Source organism: Thermocatellispora tengchongensis (genome assembly GCF_014202315.1).
Classification (GTDB): Bacteria; Actinomycetota; Actinomycetes; order Streptosporangiales; family Streptosporangiaceae; genus Thermocatellispora; species Thermocatellispora tengchongensis.
Map to the genome: position 1 here is coordinate 71,068 of NZ_JACHGN010000028.1, position 23,584 is coordinate 94,651.

22 protein-coding genes and 1 pseudogene are annotated in these 23,584 nt (G+C 74.0%); 12 read left to right on the top strand and 11 right to left on the bottom strand.

What is annotated here, in order from left to right; translation table 11 throughout:
- Window positions 1-14 precede the first annotated feature (14 nt).
- A complete protein-coding gene (locus HNP84_RS44070; protein WP_246519418.1) occupies window positions 15-422 on the bottom strand; it encodes a nuclear transport factor 2 family protein in 408 nt (135 codons plus the stop codon).
- Between the two features lie 46 nt (window positions 423-468).
- Between HNP84_RS44070 and HNP84_RS44075 the strand changes: the two genes are divergently transcribed.
- From HNP84_RS44075 to HNP84_RS56965, 3 genes and pseudogenes are all read left to right on the top strand, one after another.
- The gene (locus HNP84_RS44075) at window positions 469-948 is read left to right on the top strand and encodes a MarR family winged helix-turn-helix transcriptional regulator (protein ID WP_185056069.1); all 480 of its coding nucleotides are present in this window, start codon (window positions 469-471) and stop codon (window positions 946-948) included.
- Window positions 949-1,024: 76 nt separating this feature from the next.
- A pseudogene (locus HNP84_RS44080) lies at window positions 1,025-1,441 on the top strand (PaaI family thioesterase); the annotation flags it as partial.
- A 33-nt stretch (window positions 1,442-1,474) separates the two neighbouring features.
- Window positions 1,475-1,990 carry a DUF6817 domain-containing protein gene (locus HNP84_RS56965; RefSeq protein WP_185056143.1) on the top strand — a complete coding sequence of 172 codons (516 nt, stop codon included), beginning with the start codon at window positions 1,475-1,477 and terminating at the stop codon, window positions 1,988-1,990.
- Window positions 1,991-1,994: 4 nt separating this feature from the next.
- Here the strand turns inward: HNP84_RS56965 and HNP84_RS44090 are convergent, their stop codons facing one another.
- Window positions 1,995-2,456 carry a hypothetical protein gene (locus tag HNP84_RS44090; protein WP_185056070.1) on the bottom strand — a complete coding sequence of 154 codons (462 nt, stop codon included), beginning with the start codon at window positions 2,454-2,456 and terminating at the stop codon, window positions 1,995-1,997.
- 58 nt (window positions 2,457-2,514) lie between these two features.
- Window positions 2,515-4,518, bottom strand: coding sequence for a heavy metal translocating P-type ATPase (locus tag HNP84_RS44095; protein ID WP_185056071.1), 2,004 nt, complete (start codon window positions 4,516-4,518; stop codon window positions 2,515-2,517).
- A gap of 76 nt (window positions 4,519-4,594) precedes the next feature.
- Here HNP84_RS44095 and HNP84_RS44100 point away from each other — a divergent pair, with 76 nt between their 5' ends.
- A complete protein-coding gene (locus HNP84_RS44100; RefSeq protein ID WP_185056072.1) occupies window positions 4,595-5,032 on the top strand; it encodes an ArsR/SmtB family transcription factor in 438 nt (145 codons plus the stop codon).
- Here HNP84_RS44100 and HNP84_RS44105 read toward each other — a convergent pair.
- Window positions 5,011-5,583, bottom strand: a complete 573-nt coding sequence (locus tag HNP84_RS44105; RefSeq protein ID WP_185056073.1) for a dihydrofolate reductase family protein — start codon at window positions 5,581-5,583, stop codon at window positions 5,011-5,013. The genes HNP84_RS44100 and HNP84_RS44105 overlap by 22 nt on opposite strands.
- A 282-nt stretch (window positions 5,584-5,865) precedes the next feature.
- On the opposite strand from HNP84_RS44105, the gene HNP84_RS44110 reads away from it, so the two are divergent.
- The 8 genes from HNP84_RS44110 (at window position 5,866) to HNP84_RS44140 (ending at window position 17,451) form a co-directional block, all read left to right on the top strand.
- A complete protein-coding gene (locus tag HNP84_RS44110) occupies window positions 5,866-7,158 on the top strand; it encodes an ArsB/NhaD family transporter (RefSeq protein ID WP_185056074.1) in 1,293 nt (430 codons plus the stop codon).
- 106 nt (window positions 7,159-7,264) lie between these two features.
- Entirely contained in the window at window positions 7,265-9,148 is a 1,884-nt protein-coding gene (locus HNP84_RS52195; protein WP_221337526.1) for a S9 family peptidase, read from the top strand.
- Window positions 9,097-10,416: a serine hydrolase domain-containing protein gene (locus HNP84_RS52200; RefSeq protein WP_312927054.1), complete on the top strand. Its 1,320-nt coding sequence runs from the start codon at window positions 9,097-9,099 to the stop codon at window positions 10,414-10,416. The genes HNP84_RS52195 and HNP84_RS52200 overlap by 52 nt, the downstream gene beginning before the upstream one ends.
- Window positions 10,417-10,480: 64 nt before the next feature.
- Window positions 10,481-12,106, top strand: coding sequence for a PucR family transcriptional regulator (locus HNP84_RS44120; protein WP_312927056.1), 1,626 nt, complete (start codon window positions 10,481-10,483; stop codon window positions 12,104-12,106).
- Between the two features lie 152 nt (window positions 12,107-12,258).
- Window positions 12,259-13,827 (top strand): ABC transporter substrate-binding protein, encoded by a 1,569-nt coding sequence (locus tag HNP84_RS44125; protein ID WP_246519419.1) that lies wholly within the window; start codon window positions 12,259-12,261, stop codon window positions 13,825-13,827.
- A gap of 9 nt (window positions 13,828-13,836) precedes the next feature.
- Window positions 13,837-14,784, top strand: a complete 948-nt coding sequence (locus HNP84_RS44130; RefSeq protein WP_185056144.1) for an ABC transporter permease — start codon at window positions 13,837-13,839, stop codon at window positions 14,782-14,784.
- A 148-nt stretch (window positions 14,785-14,932) separates the two neighbouring features.
- A complete protein-coding gene (locus tag HNP84_RS44135) occupies window positions 14,933-16,759 on the top strand; it encodes a dipeptide/oligopeptide/nickel ABC transporter permease/ATP-binding protein (RefSeq protein ID WP_185056077.1) in 1,827 nt (608 codons plus the stop codon).
- Window positions 16,756-17,451, top strand: a complete 696-nt coding sequence (locus HNP84_RS44140) for an ABC transporter ATP-binding protein (protein WP_185056078.1) — start codon at window positions 16,756-16,758, stop codon at window positions 17,449-17,451. The genes HNP84_RS44135 and HNP84_RS44140 overlap by 4 nt, the downstream gene beginning before the upstream one ends.
- Here the strand turns inward: HNP84_RS44140 and menC are convergent.
- From menC to groL, 7 genes are all read right to left on the bottom strand, one after another.
- Entirely contained in the window at window positions 17,448-18,512 is a 1,065-nt protein-coding gene (menC, locus tag HNP84_RS44145; protein WP_185056145.1) for an o-succinylbenzoate synthase, read from the bottom strand. The two genes, HNP84_RS44140 and menC, sit on opposite strands and share 4 nt — an antisense overlap.
- A 38-nt stretch (window positions 18,513-18,550) precedes the next feature.
- Entirely contained in the window at window positions 18,551-19,330 is a 780-nt protein-coding gene (locus HNP84_RS44150) for a GNAT family N-acetyltransferase (protein WP_221337527.1), read from the bottom strand.
- A 175-nt stretch (window positions 19,331-19,505) separates the two neighbouring features.
- The gene (locus HNP84_RS44155; protein ID WP_185056080.1) at window positions 19,506-19,652 is read right to left on the bottom strand and encodes a hypothetical protein; all 147 of its coding nucleotides are present in this window, start codon (window positions 19,650-19,652) and stop codon (window positions 19,506-19,508) included.
- 14 nt (window positions 19,653-19,666) lie between these two features.
- The gene (locus tag HNP84_RS44160; protein WP_185056081.1) at window positions 19,667-20,023 is read right to left on the bottom strand and encodes an SPW repeat protein; all 357 of its coding nucleotides are present in this window, start codon (window positions 20,021-20,023) and stop codon (window positions 19,667-19,669) included.
- Window positions 20,024-20,110: 87 nt separating this feature from the next.
- The gene (locus tag HNP84_RS44165; RefSeq protein ID WP_221337528.1) at window positions 20,111-20,449 is read right to left on the bottom strand and encodes a MerR family transcriptional regulator; all 339 of its coding nucleotides are present in this window, start codon (window positions 20,447-20,449) and stop codon (window positions 20,111-20,113) included.
- A 64-nt stretch (window positions 20,450-20,513) separates the two neighbouring features.
- Complete coding sequence (locus tag HNP84_RS44170; RefSeq protein WP_185056083.1) at window positions 20,514-20,942, bottom strand: Hsp20/alpha crystallin family protein; 429 nt, start codon at window positions 20,940-20,942, stop codon at window positions 20,514-20,516.
- Between the two features lie 840 nt (window positions 20,943-21,782).
- Complete coding sequence (gene groL / locus HNP84_RS44175) at window positions 21,783-23,399, bottom strand: chaperonin GroEL (RefSeq protein WP_185056084.1); 1,617 nt, start codon at window positions 23,397-23,399, stop codon at window positions 21,783-21,785.
- Window positions 23,400-23,584: the final 185 nt, after the last annotated feature.

The following is a 23,584-nucleotide window of genomic DNA, read 5'->3' on the forward strand; positions in this document are numbered from 1 at the left end:
GCGTCCATGCGGGGCTAGCGGAGCGGTTCGTAGCAGTCGTAGTTGCGCTGGGCGGCGATCTTGCCGTCGCGGAACTCCAGGAACGTCGCGATGTGGGCGCGCAGCACGTGCCCGGCGGGCAGATCGCCCATGGGCACGGCCAGCGTGCCCGTCCACAGGACCTCCAGCGCCACCTGCTCGCCCGACGCGACCGCGTTGAGCACCTCGTACCGCTGGGCGGCGAGCTTGGCCCGCCCGCTCTCGGCGGCGGCCCGCATCGCGGCCAGGTCGCGCACCGCCCCCTGGGGGAACAGCGCGTTGGGCAGCTCACGGTGGATCACGTCCTGGTGCAGGAACTCGGCCAGCCGGTCGCCGGTCGCCCACTGCGACACGGCCTCGTGGTAGCGGATCGCGGTGTCGATGTTGGGGTGCGTCTGTGTCATAATCACAACCATAGTTGTACAACCATGGTTGTCAATTGGAGGCTCGATGGACGCGGTGGACCCGGAGCGGCTCGACACCGGCTCGCTCGCCCTGTTCACCGGCTTCGCGGCCTCGGCCGCCGTCGAGGCCGAGCTGGCCGCCCGCGGCTTCGCCGACCTGCGCTTCTCCCACGGCTACGTGTTCCAGCGGCTGGTGGGCGCCGCCCCGACGGTGACCGAGCTGGCGGCCGGGCTCGGCATGACCCAGCAGGGCGCGTCCAAGGCCGTGGCCGAGCTGGAGCGCCTGGGCTACGTCGAGCGGGTGGCCGACGCGGACGACGCCCGCGTACGCCGGGTGCGCCTCACCGCGCGCGGCGAGGACGCCGTGCGCGCGGCGCGGGAGGCGCGGGCCGCGCTGGAGGAGCGCATGCGCCGCCGGTTCGGCCCCGGCCGCCTCGCCGACGCCCGCGCCCTGCTCGCCGAGATGCTGGACGCCCTCGGCGGCACCGCCGCCGTCCGCCGCCGCGAGGTCCGGCCCCCGCGCTAAGCAATCGCTTGGGGTTCTTCGACGAAATCCAAGGATTGACTGAGTTATAAGGGCCGCTCACGATGAGCGCATGACCATGAGCGATCCACGGGAACCGGCCGAACTCGGGCGGGCGCTGGGGGCCGAGGGCGGCGGGCTGGACGACCGGATGGGCATCGAGTTCCTGGAGGCGGGGCCGGACCGGGTGGTCGCCCGGATGCCGGTGACCGGCAACACCCAGGTGTACGGCGCGCTGCACGGGGGCGCGTCCTGCGTGCTGGCCGAGACCATCGGATCCTGCGGGGCCGCGGCGCACGCCGGGCCCGGCCGGATGGCGGTGGGCGTCGAGATCAACGCCACCCATCATCGATCCGTGAGCTCCGGGCACGTCACCGGCGTCGCGACCCGGGCGCACGCGGGCCGCACGCTCGCGACGTACGACGTGGTGATCAGCGACGACGAGGGCCGCCGCGTGTGCACCGCGCGCGTCACCTCGTTCCTGCGCGACCGGCCGTCCTCCGCGCGGGAGACGGCGACGGTCGTCCGGTTGCTCCGGGAGCGGGGCGCGGCGGAGACGCCGCATCCGGGTGGGACCCTGCTGGCCCACCTTCAGCGGGTGCACGACCTGCTGGAGTCCTGGGGCGCGCGGCCGGCGCTGCGGCTCGCGGGGCTGTGCCACGCCTACTACGGCACCGACGGCTTCCGTACGGCGCTGGGCGACGTGCGCCGCAGGCACGAGCTGGCCGAGGCGGTGGGCGCGGAGGCGGAGGAGCTGGTCTACTTCTACGCGAGCTGTGACCGGGCCCACTCCTATCCCCGGCTCGCGGAGGGCGGGGAGGGGGCGTTCCGCGACCGGTTCACGGGCGTGCTGTCCGCGCCGCCGCCCGCCCTGCTGCGCGACTTCGCCGAGCTGACCGTGGCCAACGAGCTGGACGTGCTCCGCGCCGACGCCGGGCTGCGCGAGCGGCACGGCGCGGAGCTGCGCGCCCTGTTCGGCTCCTGGCGCCACCTGCTGAGCGAGCCCGCGGCACGGGCCGTGGCGCGGGAGCTCGGGCCGGGCTAGAGCCTCAGTCGCGGTGCGGCCAGGGGGAGCTGGCCACCACCACGCCGTACAGCACGTGGTCGGCGAGGAACGTCAGCCGCTCGACCGGTGTGTTGTCCGGCTTGCGCGGCAGGCCGAGCAGCGGGGCGATGCCGGCCTCGAACGCGCCCCAGACCGCCACCCCGTACGCCGGGCCGGCCCAGGGGCGGCGGCGGACGGAGCGCGGGAGCACGCCGAACAGGGCGCCGCCGCCCGCGCCGTACAGCCAGTGGACCAGCTCGACCAGCGCGGCCCGGCGCTCCTTCGGCACCCGGTGGAACAGCCGCGGCGTCGTCCGCTCCAGCACCGACTCCGGCGGGGTCTTGTGCACCAGGTCCAGCGCCGTGGCCGCCTGGCGCAGTCCCGACATCGCCATCGCCCCGATGACGCCCCGCGCCGCCGCCCTCAGCGCCGCCTCCGCGGCTCCCGGCCCGCCCTGCTCTGCCACGGTCCCGCACCTCCTGCCCTTCGCGTCTCCCGCGTACGCCTACCAGAACGGCCGGGCGTCAAACCGGACGGTCCCACGCGGAGGCGCGGAGCAGGCGCAGGCCGTTGAGCGCGACCAGGATCGTGGAGCCCTCGTGCCCGGCCACACCCAGGGGCAGCGGGAGGTCGCCGAACAGGTCCCAGGCCACCAGGATCGCGATGCAGGACGCGGCCAGCGCCAGGTTCGCGGTCACCAGCCTGCGCGCCCGGCGCGAGAGGGCGACCACGGCGGGCACCGTGGCCAGGTCGTCCCGGACGATCACGGCGTCGGCGGTCTCCAGGGCCAGGTCGGAGCCGGCCCGGCCCATGGCGAGGCCGGCGTGCGCGGCGGCCAGGGCCGGGGCGTCGTTCACGCCGTCGCCGACCACCAGCACCTTGTGCCCGGACTCCTCCAGCGCGCGCACCGCCGCCACCTTGTCCTCGGGCAGCAGCCCCGCCCGTACGTCGGCGATGCCCGCCTGGGCGGCGGTCCTGGCGGCGGCGCGGGGGTTGTCGCCGGTGAGCAGTACGGGCGGCGTTCCGGTGAGCCCGGCGAGCCGCCGCGTGGCCCGCGCCGCCTCGGGGCGCAGCCGGTCGGACAGCCCGAGCACCCCGGCCGGACGCCCGTCCACGCGTACGACCACCGCCGTCATGCCGTGCTCCTCCAGCTCGCCGGCGACGGCGCCGGCCGAGTCGGCGGAGGGGGCACCGGCTGGGGTAGCGCCTGGGGCACCGGCTGGGACGCCCGTCCGGTCATCTGCGGCGGGCCGGCCGACCTCGACCAGGCGGCCGGCCACCCGGGCCCGCACCCCCCGGCCGGGGAAGGAGGCGAACTCGGTCGCCTCGGCCAGGGGCAGGCCCGCCTCGCGGGCGGCGGCGACCACCGCGCGGGCCAGCGGGTGCTCCGAGGACCGCTCCGCGGCGGCGGCCAGGGCGAGCAGGTCCTGTTCGGACAGGCCGGAGCCGGGCAGGGGCCGCACCTCGGCCAGGTGCGGCGCGCCCTCGGTGAGGGTGCCGGTCTTGTCGAAGGCCACCACGGTGGCGGCGCCGATCCGCTCCATGGCCACGGCCGACTTCACCAGCACGCCGTGCCGCCCGGCGTTGGCGATGGCGGCCAGCAGCGGCGGCATGGTGGCCAGCACGACCGCGCACGGCGAGGCCACGATCATGAAGGTCATCGCACGCAGCAGGGTCTCGCGCAGGTCGGCGCCGAAGGCGAGCGGGATCGCGAACAGGGCGAGGGTGGCCACGACCACGGCCACCGAGTAGCGCTGCTCGATGCGCTCCACGAACAACTGCGTACGCGCCTTGGTCGCGCTCGCCTGCTCCACCATGGCGACGATGCGCGCCATGACGGTCTCGCCGGCGGGACGGGAGACCCGTACCCGCAGCGCTCCGGTGCCGTTCAGGGTGCCGGCGAAGACCTCGTCGCCGGGGGCCTTCGGGGCGGGCAGCCCCTCGCCGGTGATCGTGGCCTGGTCCACCTCGCTGGTGCCGTCGAGCACGTGGCCGTCGGCGGCGACGCGTTCGCCCGGACGGACCAGGATCAGGTCACCCACCGCCAGCAGCTCGGCGTCCACGACCTCCTCGGTCTCGTCCGCGCCCCGGCCGGTCAGCCGGGTCGCGGTGCCGGGGGTCAGGTCGAGCAGGCCGCGTACGGCGTCGCGGGTGCGGCGGGTCGCGTACGCCTCCAGGGCGCCGGAGGTAGCGAAGATCACGATCAGCAGGGCGCCGTCCAGGACCTGCCCGATGGCCGCCGCGCCGATGGCCGCGAGCACCATGAGCAGGTCCACGTCCAGCGTGCGCTCGCGCAGCGCCCGCAGCCCGGCCAGGCCGGGCTCCCAGCCTCCCGCCGCGTAGCAGGCCAGGTAGAGCGTCCACCACAGCCACGGCGGCGCCCCGGCGAGCTGCGCGAGGCCGCCGGCCGCGAACAGCGCCGTCGCGGCCAGCGCCCAGCGCGCCTCCGGCAGGGAGAGCAGCCCGGCGCGTCCGGACGCGCGCGGCGGCGCGGGCGCCGCGGGGAGGGCTTCGACGTCGGTAGTCATGCGCAGCAGCATATATGCGCAATCACGCAGATACGCAGACAGGCGACTTCGTCGGCCCCGGAGGTATCCTCCAGACATGCATGACTCCCTGCCGGACTTCCGGATGCCGACCGAGGAGCAGGTGCATCTGGCGGCCGAGTCGCTGCGGCTGCTGGCCGACCCCACCCGGATGAAGATCCTCTGGGCGCTGCTCCAGGGCGAGTCGTCGGTGGCGTGCCTGGCCGACCTGGTGGGCGCGGCCCCGGCGGCGGTGAGCCAGCATCTCGCCAAGCTGCGCCTGGCCGGCCTGGTGCGCGGCCGGCGCGAGGGCACGTTCGTCTACTACTCGGCGGCCGACGTGCACGTGCGCAGGCTCCTGGAGGAGGCGCTGTTCCACGCCGACCACACCGACCGCGACCTGCCCGACCACCCCGATCGTCCCGGCCACCCCCAGCACGCCGGGCACCCCGGGCACCCTGGGCATGCCGGGCACCCTGGGCACGCAGCGCACGCTCAGCTCGCCGCCGACGCGTAGCGGTGCAGCACCACGGCCGAGTCGAGCGTGCGCGCCTCGACCAGCCGCAGCGGCGTACGCTCCAGGCCCGGCGCGAACAGCGGGATGCCCCCGCCCAGGACCACCGGGTGCACGAAGATCCGGTACTCGTCGATCAGCCCCAGGCGTATGAACTCCGCCGTGATCTCCGCCCCGCCGAACAGCCCCAGGTCGCCCTCTGAGCGCTCCTTCAGCTCGGCCACGGCCTTGGGCAGGTCGGTGGAGACGATCGTGGTGTTCCAGCCGGCGTGCTCCAGCGTGGAGGAGAACACCGCCTTCGGCTTCTCCCGCCACACCCGGGCGAAGGCCAGGTCGTGGGGGTGGGCGCCGGGCTGCCGGTCGGCGGTCGGCCAGTAGGAGGCCATGCCCTCGTAGACCTTGCGGCCGTACAGGAACATGCCGAGCGTGCCGGTCTGCTCATCGGCGTAGCGGGTCATCTCCGCCTCGAAGACCGGCCAGTCGAACTCCCCCTGCGGCCCGCAGATGAACCCGTCCACCGACTGCTGCATCCACAGGATGACCTTGTTGCTCATGGCCTGCACTCCGTTCGTTCGGTTCCGTCCCGTTCCGGGTCCTTCGCCCGTTGGTCGGAGCCGCCGACGGGTCCTCTACATCCCGCGCGGAGAAAATCTGCTGTGGTTGCACGCGGTATATGCCACCTATGTCCGGTCTGTCGGGTCTTGGTAGGTTGGCGGCGACGTCACGCGAGGATGGGACGCCGGGGATTGGGACGCCGGGGGATGGGACGCGGAGGGATGGGAGCGGTGGGCCATGCGTGCTGATGACCTCTTGCCGGCCATCGGGGCGTCGCCCTCGTGAGCGTGCTCGCCTGGGTGTCGGTGGCCGTCTTCCTCGGCGCCTACACCCTGATCGCCACGGAGAAGATCAACCGGGTCGCGGCGGCGCTCGGCGGGGCGGGGATCATGCTGCTGATCCACGCGACCGACGCCGAGGCGGCGTTCTTCTCCGAGCACGCGGGGATCGACTGGAACGTCATCTTCCTGCTGCTCGGCATGATGATCATCGTGGGCGTGCTGCGGCAGACCGGGGTGTTCGAGTACCTCGCGATCTGGGCGGCCAAACGGGCCAGGGGCCGGCCGTTCCGGCTCATGGTCCTGCTGCTGGTGATCACGGCGGGGGCCTCGGCGCTGCTGGACAACGTGACCACCGTGCTGCTGATCGCGCCGGTGACCTTCCTGGTGTGCGAGCGGCTGGCGCTGCCCGTGGCGCCGTACCTGATCGCCGAGGCCATGGCCTCCAACATCGGCGGCGCGGCCACGCTGGTCGGCGACCCGCCGAACATCATCATCGCCAGCCGGGGCGGGCTGACGTTCAACGACTTCCTGGTGCACATGGCGCCGCTGATCGTGGTGGTCCTGGCGGTCTTCCTCGGGCTGTGCCGGCTGCTGTTCCGCTCGGCGTTCCGGTACGACCCGGAGCGGGCGGCGGAGATCATGGAGCTGAACCAGCGGGAGGCCATCGCCGACCGCCGCCTGCTGTGGCAGAGCCTGGCGGTGCTCGCCCTGGTGCTGGCCGCGTTCGTGCTGCACCCCGTGCTGCACTACGAGCCGTCCGTGGTGGCGGTGCTGGGCGCGGGCATCCTGGTGGCCGCGACCAGGGTGACCACCGAGGAGGCCATCTCCGAGGTGGAGTGGCCCACGCTGGTGTTCTTCGCCGGGCTGTTCGTCATGGTCGGCGCCCTGGTGGAGACCGGGGTCATCGGGGCCGTCTCCGAGGCCGTGGTCGAGGCCACGCAGGGCCGGCTGGCGCTGACGACGATGCTGCTGCTGTGGGGCTCGGCGGCGGTGTCGGCGATCGTGGACAACATCCCCTACGTCGCGACCATGAGCCCCATCGTGGCCGAGCTGGTGCAGGCCAACGGCGGCGACGGCCCCGGCCAGGTGCTGTGGTGGGCCCTGGCCGTCGGCGCCGACCTGGGCGGCAACGCCACCGCCGTCGGGGCCGCCGCCAACGTGGTGGTGCTGGGCATCGCGGCGCGCAACCGCACCCCGATCACCTTCTGGCAGTTCACCCGGGTCGGCCTGATCGTCACCGTGGTCACGGTCGCGGTCTCGGTGCCGTACTTCTGGCTGCGCTACCTGGGCTGAGCCCGGCGGCGGAGCCGCCTTTCGTTGGACCTTCGGACAACGATCCCGGGGCCGGTTCGTGCGATCGGCCGAAGCGGGGCCGCGACCGGGTGCCTAGCGTTCGGGTATGCCTCGACTCTCTCCCGGCGACCTCTACCGGCTCGCCGTGCCCGGGGACCCGCGGCTGCGCCCCGACGGCGGCGCGGTCGCGTACGTCCTCACCACCGCCGACCGCGAGGCCGACGAGAACCGCTCGGAGATCTGGCTCGCCGCGCCGGGCGCCGAGCCCCGGCGGCTCACCACGGGGCCGCGGGACGCCGCGCCGCGCTGGGCGCCCGACGGGCGCACGCTGGCGTTCCTGCGCGAGGTGGACGGCAGGCCGCAGGTGCACCTGCTGCCCATGGACGGCGGCATGGACGGCGGCGAGCCGTGGGCGCTGACCTCGGCGCCGCTGGGCGCGGGCGTGCCGGTCTGGTCGCCTGACGGCCGCACCATCGCGTACGCCGCGCCGTGCGGCGAGGTCGATCCGCACGCGCCGGTGGTCGCCGACGCCCTGGACTACAAGGCCGACGGCGCCGGGCTGCTGCGCGGGCTGCGCACCCACCTGTTCTCCTGCGACGTGGCCACCGGCGAGACCACCCGGCTCACCGAGGGCGACTTCCACGCCGGAGAGCCCTCGTGGTCGGCGGACGGGCGGCGGCTCGCCTTCGTGGCCGACATGCGGCCCGACCGGGACCTCAAGCCCGGCGCGGCCGTGTACGAGGTGGCCGCCGCCGGAGGCGGGCCCGTACGGCTGACCGGCGAGGACGTGGTGTGCGCCGCGGCGTGGTGGCTGGACGGGCGGCTGGTCGTGGCCGGATGGGCCGGCGGCGACCTGGTGAGCCACACCCGGCTGTTCCGGCTGGAGGCCGGCGGGCTGGAGGAGATCGCGCCCGAGCTGGACCGCAACGTGATGACCGGCGCCCCCGGCTACCCCGGGGCGGCGCCGCAGCCGCTGGACGGCGGGCTGCTGTTCTGCGCCCGCGACGGCGGCTGCACCCACCTGTACCTGGACGGGAAGAAGCTCGTGGGCGGCGACCGGGTGGTCTGCGGCATGACCGCGGCGGCGGGCCGGATCGCCTACCTGGCCACCACCCCGTACAGCGTGGGCGACCTGATCCTGCGCGACGCCACCGGCGAGGAGACGCGGCTGGCGTCGTACGCGCTGGAGGGGGCCGAGCCGTACCTGCCGCGGGCCCGCGTCTTCACCGCGCCCGACGGCCGTCAGGTGGAGGGCTTCGTGCTCCGGGACGAGTCGATCCCCGGGCCGGGGCCGCTGCTGCTGGACGTGCACGGCGGCCCGCACAACGCGTGGGCGCCGGTGTTCGACGCCGCGCACCTCTACCACCAGGCGCTCGCCGCCAAGGGCTGGACCGTGCTCACCGTCAACCCGCGCGGCAGCGACGGCTACGGCGAGGAGTTCTACACCGCCGCGCGCGGCGCGTGGGGCCTGGCCGACGCGGGCGACCTGCTCGCGCCGGTCGAGGAGCTGGTCGCCGAGGGCGTGGCCGACCCGGAGCGCCTGGCCGTGACCGGCTACAGCTACGGCGGCTACATGGCGTGCATGCTGCCCGCCATGACCGGGAGGTTCCGGGCGGCCGTCGCCGGCGGGTGCGTCAGCGACCTGGCCGGGATGGCCGGAACCTCCGACCTGGGGCACTTCCTGGTCGAGCACGAGTGCGGCGGGGCGCCCGAGCGGCAGTCGCCGGTGTCGTATCTGGACGAGGTGCGCACGCCGACGCTGCTGCTGCACGGCCTGGACGACGTGCGCTGCCCGCCCGGCCAGGCCGAGCGCTGGTTCGCCGGGCTGCGCGAGCGGGGCGTGCCGGCCCGGCTGGTGCTCTACCCGGGCGCGTCCCACCTGTTCATCCTCAACGGACGGCCGTCGCATCGGCTGGACTACAACGAAAGGATCATCGCGTGGCTGGAACAGTGGATCCCGGACGCTGGACCGGACGGCTCGCCGAGCTGATCGCCGAGCACGAGGTGCCGGGCGCGAGCCTGGCCTTCCTGTACGAGGGAGAGGTGCACACCGCGGCGGCGGGCGTCGTCAACGCCGACACCGGCGCGCCGGTCCTGACCGACTCGCTGTTCCAGATCGGCTCGGTGACCAAGGTGTGGACCGCGACCCAGCTCATGATGCTCGCCGAGCAGGGCGCGCTCACCCTGGACACCCCGGTGCACGAGGTGCTGCCGGAGTTCCGCGTGGCCGACGCCGAGGTGACCAAGGCGGTGACGGTCAGGCACCTGCTCACCCACACCTCCGGCATCGACGGCGACCTGTTCCTCGACACCGGACGCGGTGACGACTGCCTGGAGAAGTACGTCCAGGCGTGCGCGGACCTGCGGCAGAACCACCCGCTCGGCGCCACCCAGTCCTACTGCAACTCCGGCTTCACCGTCGCCGGGCGGATCGTGGAGTGGCTGACCGGCAAGGGGTGGGACGCCGCCCTGCGCGAGCAGATCGTCGAGCCGCTGGGCCTGACCCACACCTGGACCCTGCCGGAGGACGTGCTGCGCTTCAGCGCCGCGGTCGGGCACATGGACGGCAAGGTCGTCCCGGCGTGGGGCCTGATGCGCTCGGCAGGCCCGGCCGGGCTGATCTGCGCCCGCCCCGCCGACGTGGTGGCCTTCGCCCGCGCCCACCTCGCACCGGGCCTGCTGCGCGACCCCGAGGCGATGCGGGTGCCGCAGGTGGACATCCCCAACCCGCACACCCTGGGCCGGCAGTGGGGGATCGGCTGGATCCTGGACGAGTGGGACGGGCACCGGGTCTTCTCCCACGGCGGCAACACCATCGGCCAGGCCGCCATGCTGTGGGTGGTGGACGACACCGTCGCCTGCGTGACCGCCAACGGCGGGCACACCGCCGCGTTCCAGCACGCGGTGGCGTCCGAGCTGTTCGGCGAGCTGCTGGGCGTCACCCCGCCGCCGGTGCTCGGCCCGCCGCAGACCCCGGTCGAGGTGGACGTCGAGCGGTACGCCGGCGTCTACGAGCGCGCCGGGGCCAGGATCACCCTGGCCGCCGCCGACGGCCGGCTGAACCTGCACATGGAGGCGACCGGGGCGCTCGCCGGGCTCCAGCCGCCGATGGACTTCGAGCTGATCCCGGTGAACGAGACCACCTTCGTGGGCCGCCCGGAGAACGAGCCGCAGTGGATCTCGGCCGTCTTCTACGAGCTGGCCGACGGCTCCCCGTACGTCCACATGGGCGCGCGAGCCACCCCCAAGGTCGGGTGACCACCCGGCCTGACGGAGATGTCGCTGTACGGAGATGTCGCTGTATGTCCGTTACCGTGAGGAGGTGACGACCCGGCCGCGCACCAGCCTGCTGCGCATCGTGGAGGACCTGGGCAGCTCCGTGCTGGACGTGGCGGCCTCGCCCGGTGACCTCGACGCCGAGGTCACCGGCGTGCACATCTACGACCCGCTGGACGAGATGCTGGTGCCCGCGGGCGGGATCGTGCTCGGCGTCGGCGTCGAGGGCGCCGAGCGGATCACCGGCCTGCTCGCGGCGGCACGGCCCGCCGCGGGCCTGGTGGTCAAGCAGCCGGTGCACGTGGACGCCGCCGTGCTCGCCGCGGTGCGGGAGACCGGGGTGGCGCTGCTCGGCCTGACCAGGGCGGCGTCCTGGTCGCAGGTGGCGGCGCTGCTGCGCTCGCTGCTGGCGGAGGGGCAGCTCGCCGAGCCGGACCGGGACGACCCGTCGGGCGACCTGTTCTCGCTGGCCAACGCGGTCTGCGCGTTGCTGGACGCGCCGGTCACGATCGAGGACCGGTCCTCCCGGGTGCTGGCGTACTCCGGCAGGCAAGACGAGGCCGACCCGGGCCGGGTGGCCACGGTGCTGGGCCGGCAGGTGCCGGCGCGCTGGACGCGCATGCTGGAGGAGCGCGGCTTCTTCCGGGAGCTGTACCAGAGCCACGAGCCGATCCACATCCAGATCGGCGATGGGACCATGCTGGACCGCGTGGCGGTGGCCGTGCGGTCGGGGGACGAGATCCTGGGCTCGATCTGGGCGGCGGTGCGCGAGCCGCTCACCGAGCAGCGCCGGGCCGCGCTGGCCGACGCCGCCAAGATCGTCGCGTTGCAGTTGCTGCGCGAGCGGGCCGGGGCCGACGCGCGGCGGAGGCTCCGCGCCGACCTGCTGGCCACCGTGCTGGAGGGCGGCGCGGAGGCCGCCGAGGCCGCCGGGCGGCTCGGCGTCGCAAGCGAGCGGCTGTGCGTGCTGGCCGCGCAGCTCGCCGAGCAGGGGACGCCGGAGCACGACGCGGCCCGGGTGGAAAGCGACAGGCAGCGCTTCTGCGACGCGCTCGCGCTGCACGTCGCGGCCATCCACCCCCGCTCGGCCGCCGCGCTGATCGGCTCGGTCGCGTACGCCGTGCTGCCCCTGCCCGCCGGCCGCGGCGAGGGCGGCGGCGCAGACGCCGAGCGGCGGGCCGTACGGGTCGCCGAGAGCTTCCTGGCCCGGGTCGGCCCCCGCCACGCGGCCAACATCGGGGTGGGCAGGTTCGCCGGCAGCCTCGCCGAAGTGGCCCGGTCGCGGGCCGACGCCGACCGGGCGCTGCGCGTGCTGCGCGCCCGCGGCGCCTCGGGCGCGGTGGCCGACTACACCGCCGTGCACTTCGAGTCGCTGCTGCTCCAGCTCTCCGACCTGGCCCGCGCCGAGGACCAGCGGCCCACCGGCCCGTACGAGCGGCTGCTCCGCTACGACGCCGAGCACGGCACCGAGCTGGTCGCCACCCTGCGGGCCTATCTCGACGCCTTCGGCGACGTCAACGCCGCCGCGGCGCGGGTGCACGTGCACGCCAACACCTTCAGGTACCGCCTCAAGCGGCTCACCGAGATCGGCGGCCTGGACCTGAGCGACCCGGACGTGCGCCTGGGCGTGATGCTGCAACTGCGCATCTTCGGCAGGGATCGGCGCGGCTGACGCGGCGGCCCGCGCCGGTGTGAGGCGCTTTGGCCGGGCGTACGAGGCGGGCCGCGCTTTTCGTCCGCGCCCACGAAGCAGGAACCGCGGCGAGCGGCGAAGGTGGGGCATCACCCCCACCTTCTGGAGTCTCCATGAGAACTATTCGCGGGATGACCGTTCTCTGCGCCCTGGGCCTGCTGGCGGCGGCGTGCGGTGGAGGCGCGGCGGGCGGCGGCGCGACGCCGGCGCAGGGCGGCACGTTCACCTTCGCCCTCCCCGCCGATCCCGGGGCGCTCGACCCCGCGACCGCCGTGCTGTCGGTCACCAACACCGTGCTGTCGCTGTCGTACGACACCCTGGTGTCCACCGGCGAGAAGGGGGAGGTCGTCCCCGCGCTCGCCGAGAAGTGGGACGTCGGACCGGACTCGGTGACGTTCACCCTGCGCAAGGGCGTCACCTGCGCCGACGGCAGCCCGCTCACCCCGTCCACGGTCGCCGAGAACGTCAACTACATCACCGACCCGGCCAGCAAATCGCCGGTCCACGGGGTGCTGGTCCCGCAGGGGATGAAGGCGGAGGCGGACGACGCGGCGGGGACGGTCACGCTGTCCACGCCCGAGCCGTTCGGGTTCATCCTGGAGAGCACCAGGACGATGTTCATCGTCTGCGGCAAGGGGCTCAAGGACCGCTCGCTGCTGGCCCACGCCACGTCCGGGTCGGGGCCGTACACGCTGACCGAGGCCGTGGCGGGCGACCACTACACGTTCAAGGTCCGTGAGGGCTACGCCTGGGGGCCCTCCGGCGGCACCACCGGGCAGCCGGGCCAGCCGGACACGGTGGTGCTCAAGGTGGTGCCGAACGAGCAGACCGCGGCGAACCTGCTCATCTCGGGCGGGCTCAACGCGGCGGTCATCTTCGGCGTGGACCGGGCGCGGCTGGAGGCCGACCCGCGCATCACCAAGGAGATCCACTCCGGCGGCAACGGCCAGTTCTTCTACCACCAGGGCGAGGGCCACCCGGGCGCCGACCCGGCCGTCCGCAAGGCGCTCACCCAGGCCGTCAACCTGAGCGAGCTGGCCGGGATCGCCTCCAGCAACACGGGACGCCCGGCGACCGGGCTGGTCCTGGAGCCGCGGCCGTGCCCCGGCGACAGCGTGACCGGCAAGGTCCCCGCGTACGACCCGGCCGCCGCGAGCGCCGCGCTGGACGCCGCGGGCTGGAAGCCCGGCCCCGACGGCATCCGGGTCAAGGACGGCGAGAAGCTCACCCTGCGCCTGCTGTACGGGACGACCCGGGGCGCCGGCGTCCAGGCCGCGGCCGAGTACCTGGCCGCCGCGTGGCGCAAGGCCGGCGCCGACGTGAAGCTGAACGGCACCATCGACACCAAGCTGTCGGAGTCGCTGAACGTCACCCAGGACTGGGACGTCGTGTGGCTGCCGATCAGCGTCGTGCTGCCCACCCAGCTCACCGGCTTCCTGACCGGGCCGGGCGCGCCCAAGGGCGCCAACTTCGCGCACCTCGACAACAAGCGGTACGCCGAGCTGGCCGCCAAGGCCACCGGCACGCCCGGCCCGGAGGGCTGCAAGCTGTGGCTGGAGGCCGAGTCGGCGCTGTTCGAGCCGGCCGACCTGGTGCCGGTCGTGGAGAACACCACGCTGGTCGCCTTGAAGGGCGCCACGTTCCGCTACCTGCCCGGCCAGTTCCTGCCCCTCACCATCCGGATGACCGGGGGAGGCTGAGTGGCGGGCATGACGCGCCGCCGCGGCGCGTACGCGCTGCGGCGGCTGGTCCGGTTCGCGGTCGCGCTGGGCGTGCTCATGGTCGCCTCGTTCGCGATGATCCACCTCATCCCGGGCGACCCCGTACGCGCCTCGCTCGGCCCGGCGGCGCCGTACGAGCTGGTGGAGGCCAGGCGAGCGGCTCTTGGCCTGGACCAGCCGCTGCCCGCCCAGTTCCTCGGCTACGTGGGCGGCGTGCTGACCGGCGAGTTCGGCACCTCGTTCCTGACCGGGGAGCGGGTCGGCGACGTCATCGCCGCCCGGCTGCCCACCACGCTCACGCTGGCCCTGGCGGCCACCGCCGTCGCGCTGCTGGTGGCGGTGCCGCTCGGCATGTGGGCGGGCGTCCGCACCGAGAACGGCCGGCGCCGCGGCACCGAGGCCGCCTTCACCTCGGTGACCGGCACGGCCGTGGCGGTGCCGGAGTTCCTGTACTCGATCGCGCTGGTCGCGGTGTTCGCGATCGGGCTCGGCTGGTTCCCGCCCGCCGGGCGCGCCGGGCCGGAGTCGTACGTGCTGCCGGTGGTCGCCCTGGCGATCGGCCCCGCCGCGATGATCGCCCGCATGTGCCGGGTGGAGACGCTGCGCGTGCTCGGCACCGAGTACGTCCGGCTGGCGCGGGCCAAACGCCTGCCCTCCGCCCGCCTGTACGTCCGGCACGTCCTGCCCGGCACCCTCACCGCGACCCTGACCGTCTGCGGCCTGCTGCTCACCGCCCTGATCGCGGGCAGCGTGATCGTGGAGTACGTCTTCGCCTGGCCGGGCCTGGGCCAGCGGATCGTGGAGTCGATCACGCAGAAGGACTATCCGGTCGCCCAGGGCGTGATCCTGGTCTACGGCGTGATCGTGCTCACCGTGAACCTGCTGATCGACCTGGCCCTCGGCGCGCTCGACCCCACCTCCCGGCTGAAGGAGTGAACCCTTTTCAACCTCATCCCGCCTGCCCGAGGGAGGCGGGTCAAGATCCTAAAGGATGGCGAGAGTTGCTCCAGTTCACCCTGATCACATGTCGATACCGGGCGACCTTCCCGCATGCGGGAACAGGGCGGTTGAAAAGGGTTCAATCATGATGCGCACCCCCTCCGCCTGGATCGGGGTCAGCCTGGTCGCGCTGATGGTGGTCCTGGCCGTGATCGGCCCGCCGATCTGGGGCGAGGCGGCCGAGAGGATCGACCCGGGCGCGGTGCTCCAGGGGGCCTCGGCCGCCCACCCGCTCGGCACCGACAACCTGGGCCGCGACCTGCTGGCGCGGGTGCTGGTCGCCGGGCGGCTCTCGCTCGCGCTGGCGCTGCTGGCCACGCTCGCGGGCGGGCTGGCCGGGGTGGTGCTCGGCGCGCTGCCCTCGGTGCTGCCGCGCCGGGCCGCCCGGCTGGTCACCGCCACGGTGAACACCCTGGTCGCCTTCCCCGGCCTGCTGCTGGCCATGTTCATCGCCGTGATCGCGGGGCTGGGGGCGCGCGGCGCGGTGCTGGGCATCGCCGCCGCGGTCGCCCCCGGCGTCGCCCGGCTCACCCAGACCCTCGCCGCCTCGGTCGCCGGGCGCGACTACGTGGCGGCGGCCCGGCTGCTCGGCGTGCCCCGGCCGCTCATCCTGGTCCGGCACGTGCTGCCGAACATCGCCGAGCCGCTGATCCTCAACCTGGCCCAGGCCATGGGCGGCGCGCTGCTCGGCCTGGCCGGGATGTCCTTCCTGGGGCTCGGCGTCCAGCCGCCCGCCTACGACTGGGGCCGGCTGCTGTTCGACGGGTTCTCCCGCATCTACGTCACGCCGGTCGTGGCGCTCGGCCCGGCGGTCGCGGTCGCGCTGGCCGGGATCGGGTTCAACCTGCTCGGGGACGCGCTGGCCCGCGCCGCCGCCCGTACCCGGGCGGCCGGTGCGGCGCCCGCCGGTGCCGCGCCCGCGCCCGCGGACCCCGGCGAGCCCGATCCGGACGCCGTCCTGGAGGTGCGCGACCTGACCGTGGCCTTCCCCGGCGGCCTGACCCCGGTGCGCGGAGTGTCGCTGACCCTGCGGCCGGGCGAGATCGTGGGCCTGGTGGGGGAGTCGGGCAGCGGCAAGAGCCTCACCGCCGCCGCCATCGGCGGGCTCGTGCCCTACCCCGGCGTGGTGCGGGCCGGGGCGCTGCGGCTGTGCGGGCGCGACGCCCGTACGATGCCGGACCGGGAGCTGGGCACCGCGCTCGCCATGGTGTTCCAGGACCCGATGGCCTCGCTCAACCCCGCGCTGCGGGTCGGCGGGCAGCTCGCCGAGGTGGCCACCGTGCACCTGGGCGCCTCGCGCGCCGAGGCCGCGCGGCGGGCCGTGGACCGGCTCGGGCACGTGCGCATCCCCGACCCGGAGCGGCGGGCCCGGCAGCACCCGCACGAACTGTCCGGCGGCATGCGGCAGCGCGCGGTCATCGCCATGGGGCTGATGGGCACGCCGCGGCTGATCGTCGCCGACGAGCCCACCACCGCGCTGGACGTCACCGTGCAGCGGCAGATCCTCACGCTGCTGCGCGAGGTCACCGCCGAGACCGGGGCGGCCACGCTGTTCATCTCGCACGACATCGCCGTGGTGGGCGAGCTGTGCGACCGGGTCGTGGTCATGTACGCCGGGCGCGTGGTCGAGGAGCTGCCGGTGGCGGAGCTGGCCGGGGGCGCGGCGCACCCGTACACGCGGGCCCTGGTCGCCTCGGTGCCCGGGATGGACACCGACCGGTCCCGGCCGCTGGCCGGCATCCCGGGCCGTCCGCCCGCGCCCGGCGGCATCGGCCCGGGGTGCGCGTTCGCGCCCCGCTGCCCCGTCGCCACCTCCCGCTGCACCGCCGAACGCCCGCCCCTCGCCCCGTACGCGCCCGAGCCCGGCGCGAGCACAGCCCACAAGGTCGCCTGCTGGGAGGCAGCCGCATGATCATCGAAGACCTGTCGGTGCGCTTCGGCGCGTTCACGGCCGTGGACGGGGTGACGCTGCCGATCCCGCCGGGGTCGGCCGTCGGGCTGGTGGGGGAGTCGGGGTCGGGCAAGTCCACCCTGGCCAGGGCGGTGGCCGGGCTGGTGCCGTACACCGGGAGGATCGAGGGCGCCCGCCGGGTGCAGATGGTGTTCCAGGACCCGTACGCGTCGCTCGACCCCCGGATGACCGTCGGCGCCTCGATCGGCGAGGGCCTGCGCGGGCTCGGCCGGGACGCCCGGCGGCGGGAGGTGGCCCGGCTGCTGGACCTGGTGGCGCTCCCCGCCGACCTGGCCGGCCGCTACCCGCGCGAGCTGTCCGGCGGGCAGCGCCAGCGGGTGGCCATCGCCCGTGCGCTGGGCGCCCGCCCCGAACTGCTGATCGCCGACGAGATCACCTCCGCCCTGGACGTGTCGGTCCAGGGCGCGGTGCTCAACCTGGTCCGTACGCTCCGCGCCGAGCTGGGCCTGTCCATGCTGTTCATCTCGCACAACCTGGCGGTCGTCCGGTACGTCTGCGACGTGATCGCGGTGATGCGGGAGGGCAGGCTGGTGGAGACCGGTCCGGCGGAGGAGGTCGTGGCGGAGCCGCGGCACGACTACACCCGCGCGCTGCTCGCCGCGGTCCCCCGCCTGACGGGCGAGCGGGGCTAGAGCGGGATCCACTCCGTGTCCACGGTGACCTCCTTGAGGATCTCCGGGATCGGCTCCACGCCCAGCCCGGGGCCCGTGGGCACGGCCAGGTGGCCGTCCTCCAGCGTGAACGGCGCGGTGATGTCGGTGGCGAAGTAGCGGCGCGAGGCGGAGGTGTCGCCGGGCAGGGTGAAGCCGGGCAGCGCGGCCAGCGCGACGTTCGCGGCCCGGCCGAGGCCGGTCTCCAGCATGCCGCCGCACCACACCGGCACGCCGTGCGCCTGGCACAGGTCGTGGATGCGCCGGGCCTCCAGGTAGCCGCCGACCCGGCCGGGCTTGATGTTGACCACCGAGCACGCGCCGAGCGTGATGGCCGCCGCGGCGTGCGCGGCCGACTCGATGGACTCGTCCAGGCAGATCGGCGTGCGCACCGTGCGTGCCAGCGACGCGTGCTGCACCAGGTCGTCCTCGGCGAGCGGCTGCTCGATCAGCAGCAGGCCGAACGCGTCGAGCCGGGCCAGGTGGGGCGCGTCGGCCAGGGTGTAGGCGGCGTTGGCGTCCACCTGGAGCAGCAGGTCGTCGCCGAACCGTTCGCGCACCGCCCGCACCGGGGCGAGGTCCCAGCCGGGCTCGATCTTCAGCTTGATCCGGACGTAGCCCTCGTCCACGTAGCCCTGCACCGCGTCCAGCAGCTCGGGCACCGAGTCCATGATGCCGACCGAGACCCCGCACGGCACCCGGTCGCGCGCCGCGCCGAGGAACCCGGCGAACGACTCGCCCGAGGCGCGCAGCCGGGCGTCCAGCACGGCCGTCTCCAGCGCCGCCTTGGCCATGCGGTGGCCCTTGACCGACGACAGCGCGCGCGACACGCCGTACGGGTCGGCGTCCTTCGGCAGGGCCGGGATGAGGAAACGGCGCAGCACGTCGGCGGCGCCCTCGGCGTACTCGGCGGAGTACATCGGCTCGCCCATGGCCACGCACTCGCCCCAGCCCTCGGCCTCCGGCGTGACCGCGCGCACCAGCAGCACGTCGCGTACGGTGGCGGTGCCGAACGAGGTACGGAACGGCGCGACCAGGGGCATCGAGATCCGGCGCAGCTCGATTCCGGTGACGGGAGGGATCACAGGGCACCTCGCTCAACCACGTAGTACGACTTGTCATGAAAACCGGTGACCCGGCCGCCCGCAACCATCAATCCGCCCAGCACCTCGCGCAGCGCGTGCCGCCACGCCTTGGCGGCGCCCGGATCGCGCCGGCGCATCCCCTCGATGTCCTCGGGCAGCGCGACCAGCACCGTGCCCGCGCCGTCCACGGCCCCGGCCACCGGCAGCCCGTCCCGCACGCCGAGCGCCATGGGCGTACCGGCGGGGACCGCGACGGCCGGGTGCGCCTCCGCCAGCCGCCACACGGCCAGCAGCCGATCGCTCTCGTCGCCGGCGTTGATCGCGTCGTCCATCGGGCCGTAGAACGAGGTCAGGTACTCCTCCGGCCGGGCGCCCAGCTTGGCCAGGTTGAAGTGCGCGTTGCGCCGGACCAGGGGGTCGAAGGTCCAGGTGATCCGGGCCAGTCCGTGCCGCAGCGCCCACTCGCGCTGGTGCAGCTTCAGCGCCAGCCCGATCCCGCGCCCGCTCGCCGCGCCGGTGATGTGCGAGTGCAGCACCTCGCCCGCCGGCCGGCCCAGGAACCCCACCGACGCCCCCACCAGCGTGCCGCCCTGGTACGCCCCCGCGACATAGTTGCCCGAGTGCGCCAGAGCCCGCAACAGCTCCACCGTCACCGCCGCACCACCGGGGTCCGGCCCCCAGATGCGGTCGAACAGCAGCCGGACGTCCTCCATGTCCTCGACGTCCCGCAGCTCGCGCACCACCGGTTCGCTCACCTGCCCGCCTTCCGTCGCCATGTCCCCCGCGACGGTATGCCAGGCACGAGGCGGGCGGTTCGTGCCGGACTCCCAAGAAAACGCCCGTCCTCGTCGGCCCGCCCAAAACAGCGGGCCGACGAGGACGGGCTCGACGGTCTCGTACGCTCGGCCGGGGCCCTTGGCCTCAACCCCGGCACGATCCGTGCCCCCGGGCTCAGCCCCGGCGCGGTCCGGGCCCTGCCGTGGGCGCCGGCTCGGCCGGTTCGGAGCGCGCCCCCGCCGCCGGGGCGGCGCCGGCGGCACGGCCCTGCCCGGCCATGCCGCCCTCGGCGAGGAAGCGCAGCAGACGTCCTGCCTCCATCGGCGTCCCGCGGGTCACGCGTGCGCGGAACGCCTGCTCTGCACCTGCGGCAGGGCGACCCAGAGGCCGGCCGCCACGGCGAGCACGCCGGCGATCCACGCCGTCCACGCGGCGACCGCGACGTCCTGGAAGCCGAACACCCACGGCGAGACGAACAGCAGCACGCCGAGCACGACGTGCGTCCACTCGCTGAGCACGGCCTCGGGGACGGCCAGCGACCACAGGGCCCCGGCGGCGAGCAGCACACCCAGGACGACCAGCGCCCAGGTGCCGCGCGCCTCGTCGGGGGCGGCCCAGATCGGGGTCAGCGCGGTCACCAGACCGGCGGCGAACGCCACCCAGTCCTGCCAGCGCACCCACTTCCTGTCCATCGAGCACCTCCTAGGGGAATCGATCGGCGGCCGGAGCGGCGCGTCCCCCGCCCTCCGGCCACGCCTCGAACCCGGGCTGCGGGGAGATCAGCCGGTATCGGCGAGTTCCGGCCGGTGCTCCCGCTCCCTGAGCCTGGCGCGAGCGGCGTCGAGTTCCTTGCGGATCTCGTCCAGCTCGCGTTCGAGTTCGAGGATGCGGCGGATGGCCACCAGGGTCATGCCCTGGCCGGTCATCCGGGTGACGTGCTGGAGGGTCATGATGTCGCGCCGCGAGTAGCGGCGCTGGCCCCCGCTGGAGCGGCGCGGGCTGACGATCTCCTGCTGGTCCAGGCGGCGCAGGTAGGCGTGCTGCACCTGGAGCATCTCGGCGACCTGCCCCAGCGAGTAGAGCGGCGCGTGCTCGTTGTCGAACGGCAGTGTGGACATCACGACCTCCCTGGTACGCGGACGCGCGGGCCGGGACGCGGCCCGCGCCGTCCGTACGGCCCGTTCAGGCGTTGATGGCCTTCGTCTCGCCGCGCTGGACCTCGACCTTGCGCGGCCTGGCACGCTCCAGAACCGGGATGCGCACCTCCAGTACGCCGTTGTCGTACCGGGCGTCGATCTTCTCGGAGTCGAGGTGCTCGGACAGGTAGACGCGCCTGGTGAAGGTGCCCATCGGCCGCTCGCGCACGAACACCTGCTCGTTCTCGCCGATCTCCTCCTCACGACGCGCGCTGACCGTCAGCACGCCGCGGTCCACCGTCACCTCGATGGAACCCGGGTCGATCCCCGGCAGATCGAACCTGAGCATCACGTCGCCCTCGCGCCGGACCCCGTCGAGCGGCATCACCGGACCGTTGCCGAAGGTCTGCCGGGCCAGCCGGCTGAACTGACGCTCGAACTCCTGCATGAACGGGTCGATCGAAGTCAAGAGCATGTCCAACCTCCCTCGCTGGACTGGAACCTCCAACTTCAGTTATAAGTTAGCTCGCTCTGTGTGTAGATGCAACCTGTAGTCCTGGGATATTTCCCCTGGTCAACGCCCCGACCAGCGCGACTGACAAGGTCCCGCCCCACCCGCCCCACTGGCACCGCTGTGGGCCGACAGCGAGCCGGACTTGCGCTCCGGACGACAGACCTCCTCCGCACCCGCCCCACCCGGGACGGGCATCCGGCCAGACGGGATGGGCCCCGACCCCAGACGGACCCGACCCACAGACGGGATGGCAGCCGACCCCAGACGGACCCGACCACCGCCCGTGGCGTGCCTCCCGGCCGGTGCCCTACACCCGAGCCGTCGGCAGCGAGACACTCCGCTCGGCAAACCGGCCGTGCGCGGGCCCAGCGCGTGCGTGACCGAGGCAGGCCGGCGCTGCCATGGGCAGTCCGGCGGCGAGGCCCCACCCCGGCAGCGCCCTGCTCGGAGGGGGGCGCCCTGCCCCTGCGCGCAGCGGTCATGTGCGGGTGCCACGGTGACGGGGCCGCGCTGCAACGCAGGTCCCGCCCCGCCCCGGTCGGCGGGACCGGGTACGGGTGGCGGGTTGGCGCCGTCACCGCAGTAGCTGTGCGCTGTGACCGCCGCAGGTCGGCTCTGCGAGTGGGGCGGGGCGACGCCCCGCCAGGGCAGCCGGCGCTGCCCGTGGCGTGCCTCCTGGGCCGTGCCGGGGCGGCGCCGCGACCGCAGTCGGCCCCTGGAGCGCGGCAGGGCGGTCCTGCGGCGGCAGCGCGTCCGGGACGCCGCGTCCAGGACCCGGTGGGAGGGGCCGGGGCCTCGGGGTCAGTCGAGGGCGGGGGTGGAGGTGTCCTTCTTGTTCTCCTCGGGCTTTTCGGCCACCACGGCTTCGGTGGTCAGGAACAGGGCCGCGATGGAGGCGGCGTTCTGGAGGGCGGAGCGGGTGACCTTGGTGGGGTCGATGACGCCGGCTTCGAGCATGTCGACGTACTCGCCGGTGGCGGCGTTGAGGCCCCAGCCGGGTTCGAGGGTCTTGACCTTCTCCACCACGACGCCGCCTTCCAGGCCGGCGTTGACGGCGATCTGCTTCAGGGGCTCGGCCACGGCGCGGCGGACGATGTCGGCGCCCACCTGCTCGTCGCCGGTGAGGTCGAGCTTGTCGAAGGCCGTGCGGGCGGCGAGGACCAGGGCCACGCCGCCGCCGGGGACGATGCCCTCCTCGACGGCCGCCTTGGCGTTGCGGACGGCGTCCTCGATGCGGTGCTTGCGCTCCTTCAGCTCGACCTCGGTCGCGGCGCCGGCCTTGATGACCGCCACGCCGCCCGAGAGCTTGGCCAGGCGCTCCTGGAGCTTCTCGCGGTCGTAGTCGGAGTCGGTCTTGTCGATCTCGGCGCGGATCTGGTTCACCCGGCCCGCGATCTGCTCCGCGTCGCCCGCGCCGTCCACGATCGTGGTCTCGTCCTTGGTGACGACGACCTTGCGGGCGCGGCCGAGGAGGTCCAGCGTCGCCGTCTCGACCTTCAGGCCCAGCTCCTCGGCGATGACCTGGCCGCCGGTGAGGGTGGCGATGTCGCCGAGCATGGCCTTGCGGCGGTCGCCGAAGCCGGGCGCCTTGACCGCCACCGTACGCAGCAGGCCGCGGATCTTGTTCACGACCAGGGTGGCCAGGGCCTCGCCCTCGACGTCCTCGGCGATGACCAGCAGCGGCTTGCCGGCCTGCACGACCTTGTCCAGCAGCGGAACCAGGTCCTTGTTGGCGGACAGCTTGCTGTTGACGATCAGGACGTACGGGTCTTCGAGCACCGCCTCCATGCGGTCGGAGTCGGTGACGAAGTAGTGCGAGATGTAGCCCTTGTCGAAGCGCATGCCCTCGGTGAGCTCCAGCTCCAGGCCGAAGGTGTTGCTCTCCTCGACGGTGATGACGCCGTCCTTGCCGACCTTGTCCATCGCCTCGGCGATCATGTCGCCGATGGCGGTGTCGCCGCCCGCCGAGATGGACGCCGTGGCCGCGATCTCCTCCTTGCCGCGCAGGTCGCGGGAGAGCTCGGAGAGCTTCTCGCTCATCCGCTCGACGGCGGCCTCGATGCCCCGCTTGATCTCCATCGGGTTGGCGCCGGCCGCCACGTTGCGCAGGCCCTCGCGCACCAGTGCCTGGGCCAGCACGGTGGCGGTGGTGGTGCCGTCGCCCGCGACGTCGTCGGTCTTCTTGGCGACTTCCTTGACCAGTTCGGCGCCGATCCGCTCCCACGGGTCGGCCAGCTCGATCTCCTTGGCGATGGACACGCCGTCGTTGGTGATCGTGGGGGCGCCCCACTTCTTCTCCAGCACGACGTTGCGGCCCCCGGGGCCGAGCGTGACCTTCACGGCGTCGGCGAGCTGGTTCATGCCGCGCTCCAGGCCGCGCCGCGCGTCCTCCTGGTAGGTGATCATCTTGGCTGCCATGGATTCCACTCCACTCGCAGGATGCATGTCTGGTGGCCGAACGGCACCCGCGACGGACGGCCGCCTCGCGTGCGCGGGCGGCCTTGCCGTCCGATCCAAGATGTGTTGGCACTCTCATGCCTAGAGTGCCAACAATGTGTGTAGCACCAGCGGGCCGCGGCGGCAACATCCGCGCCCTGAAGTCG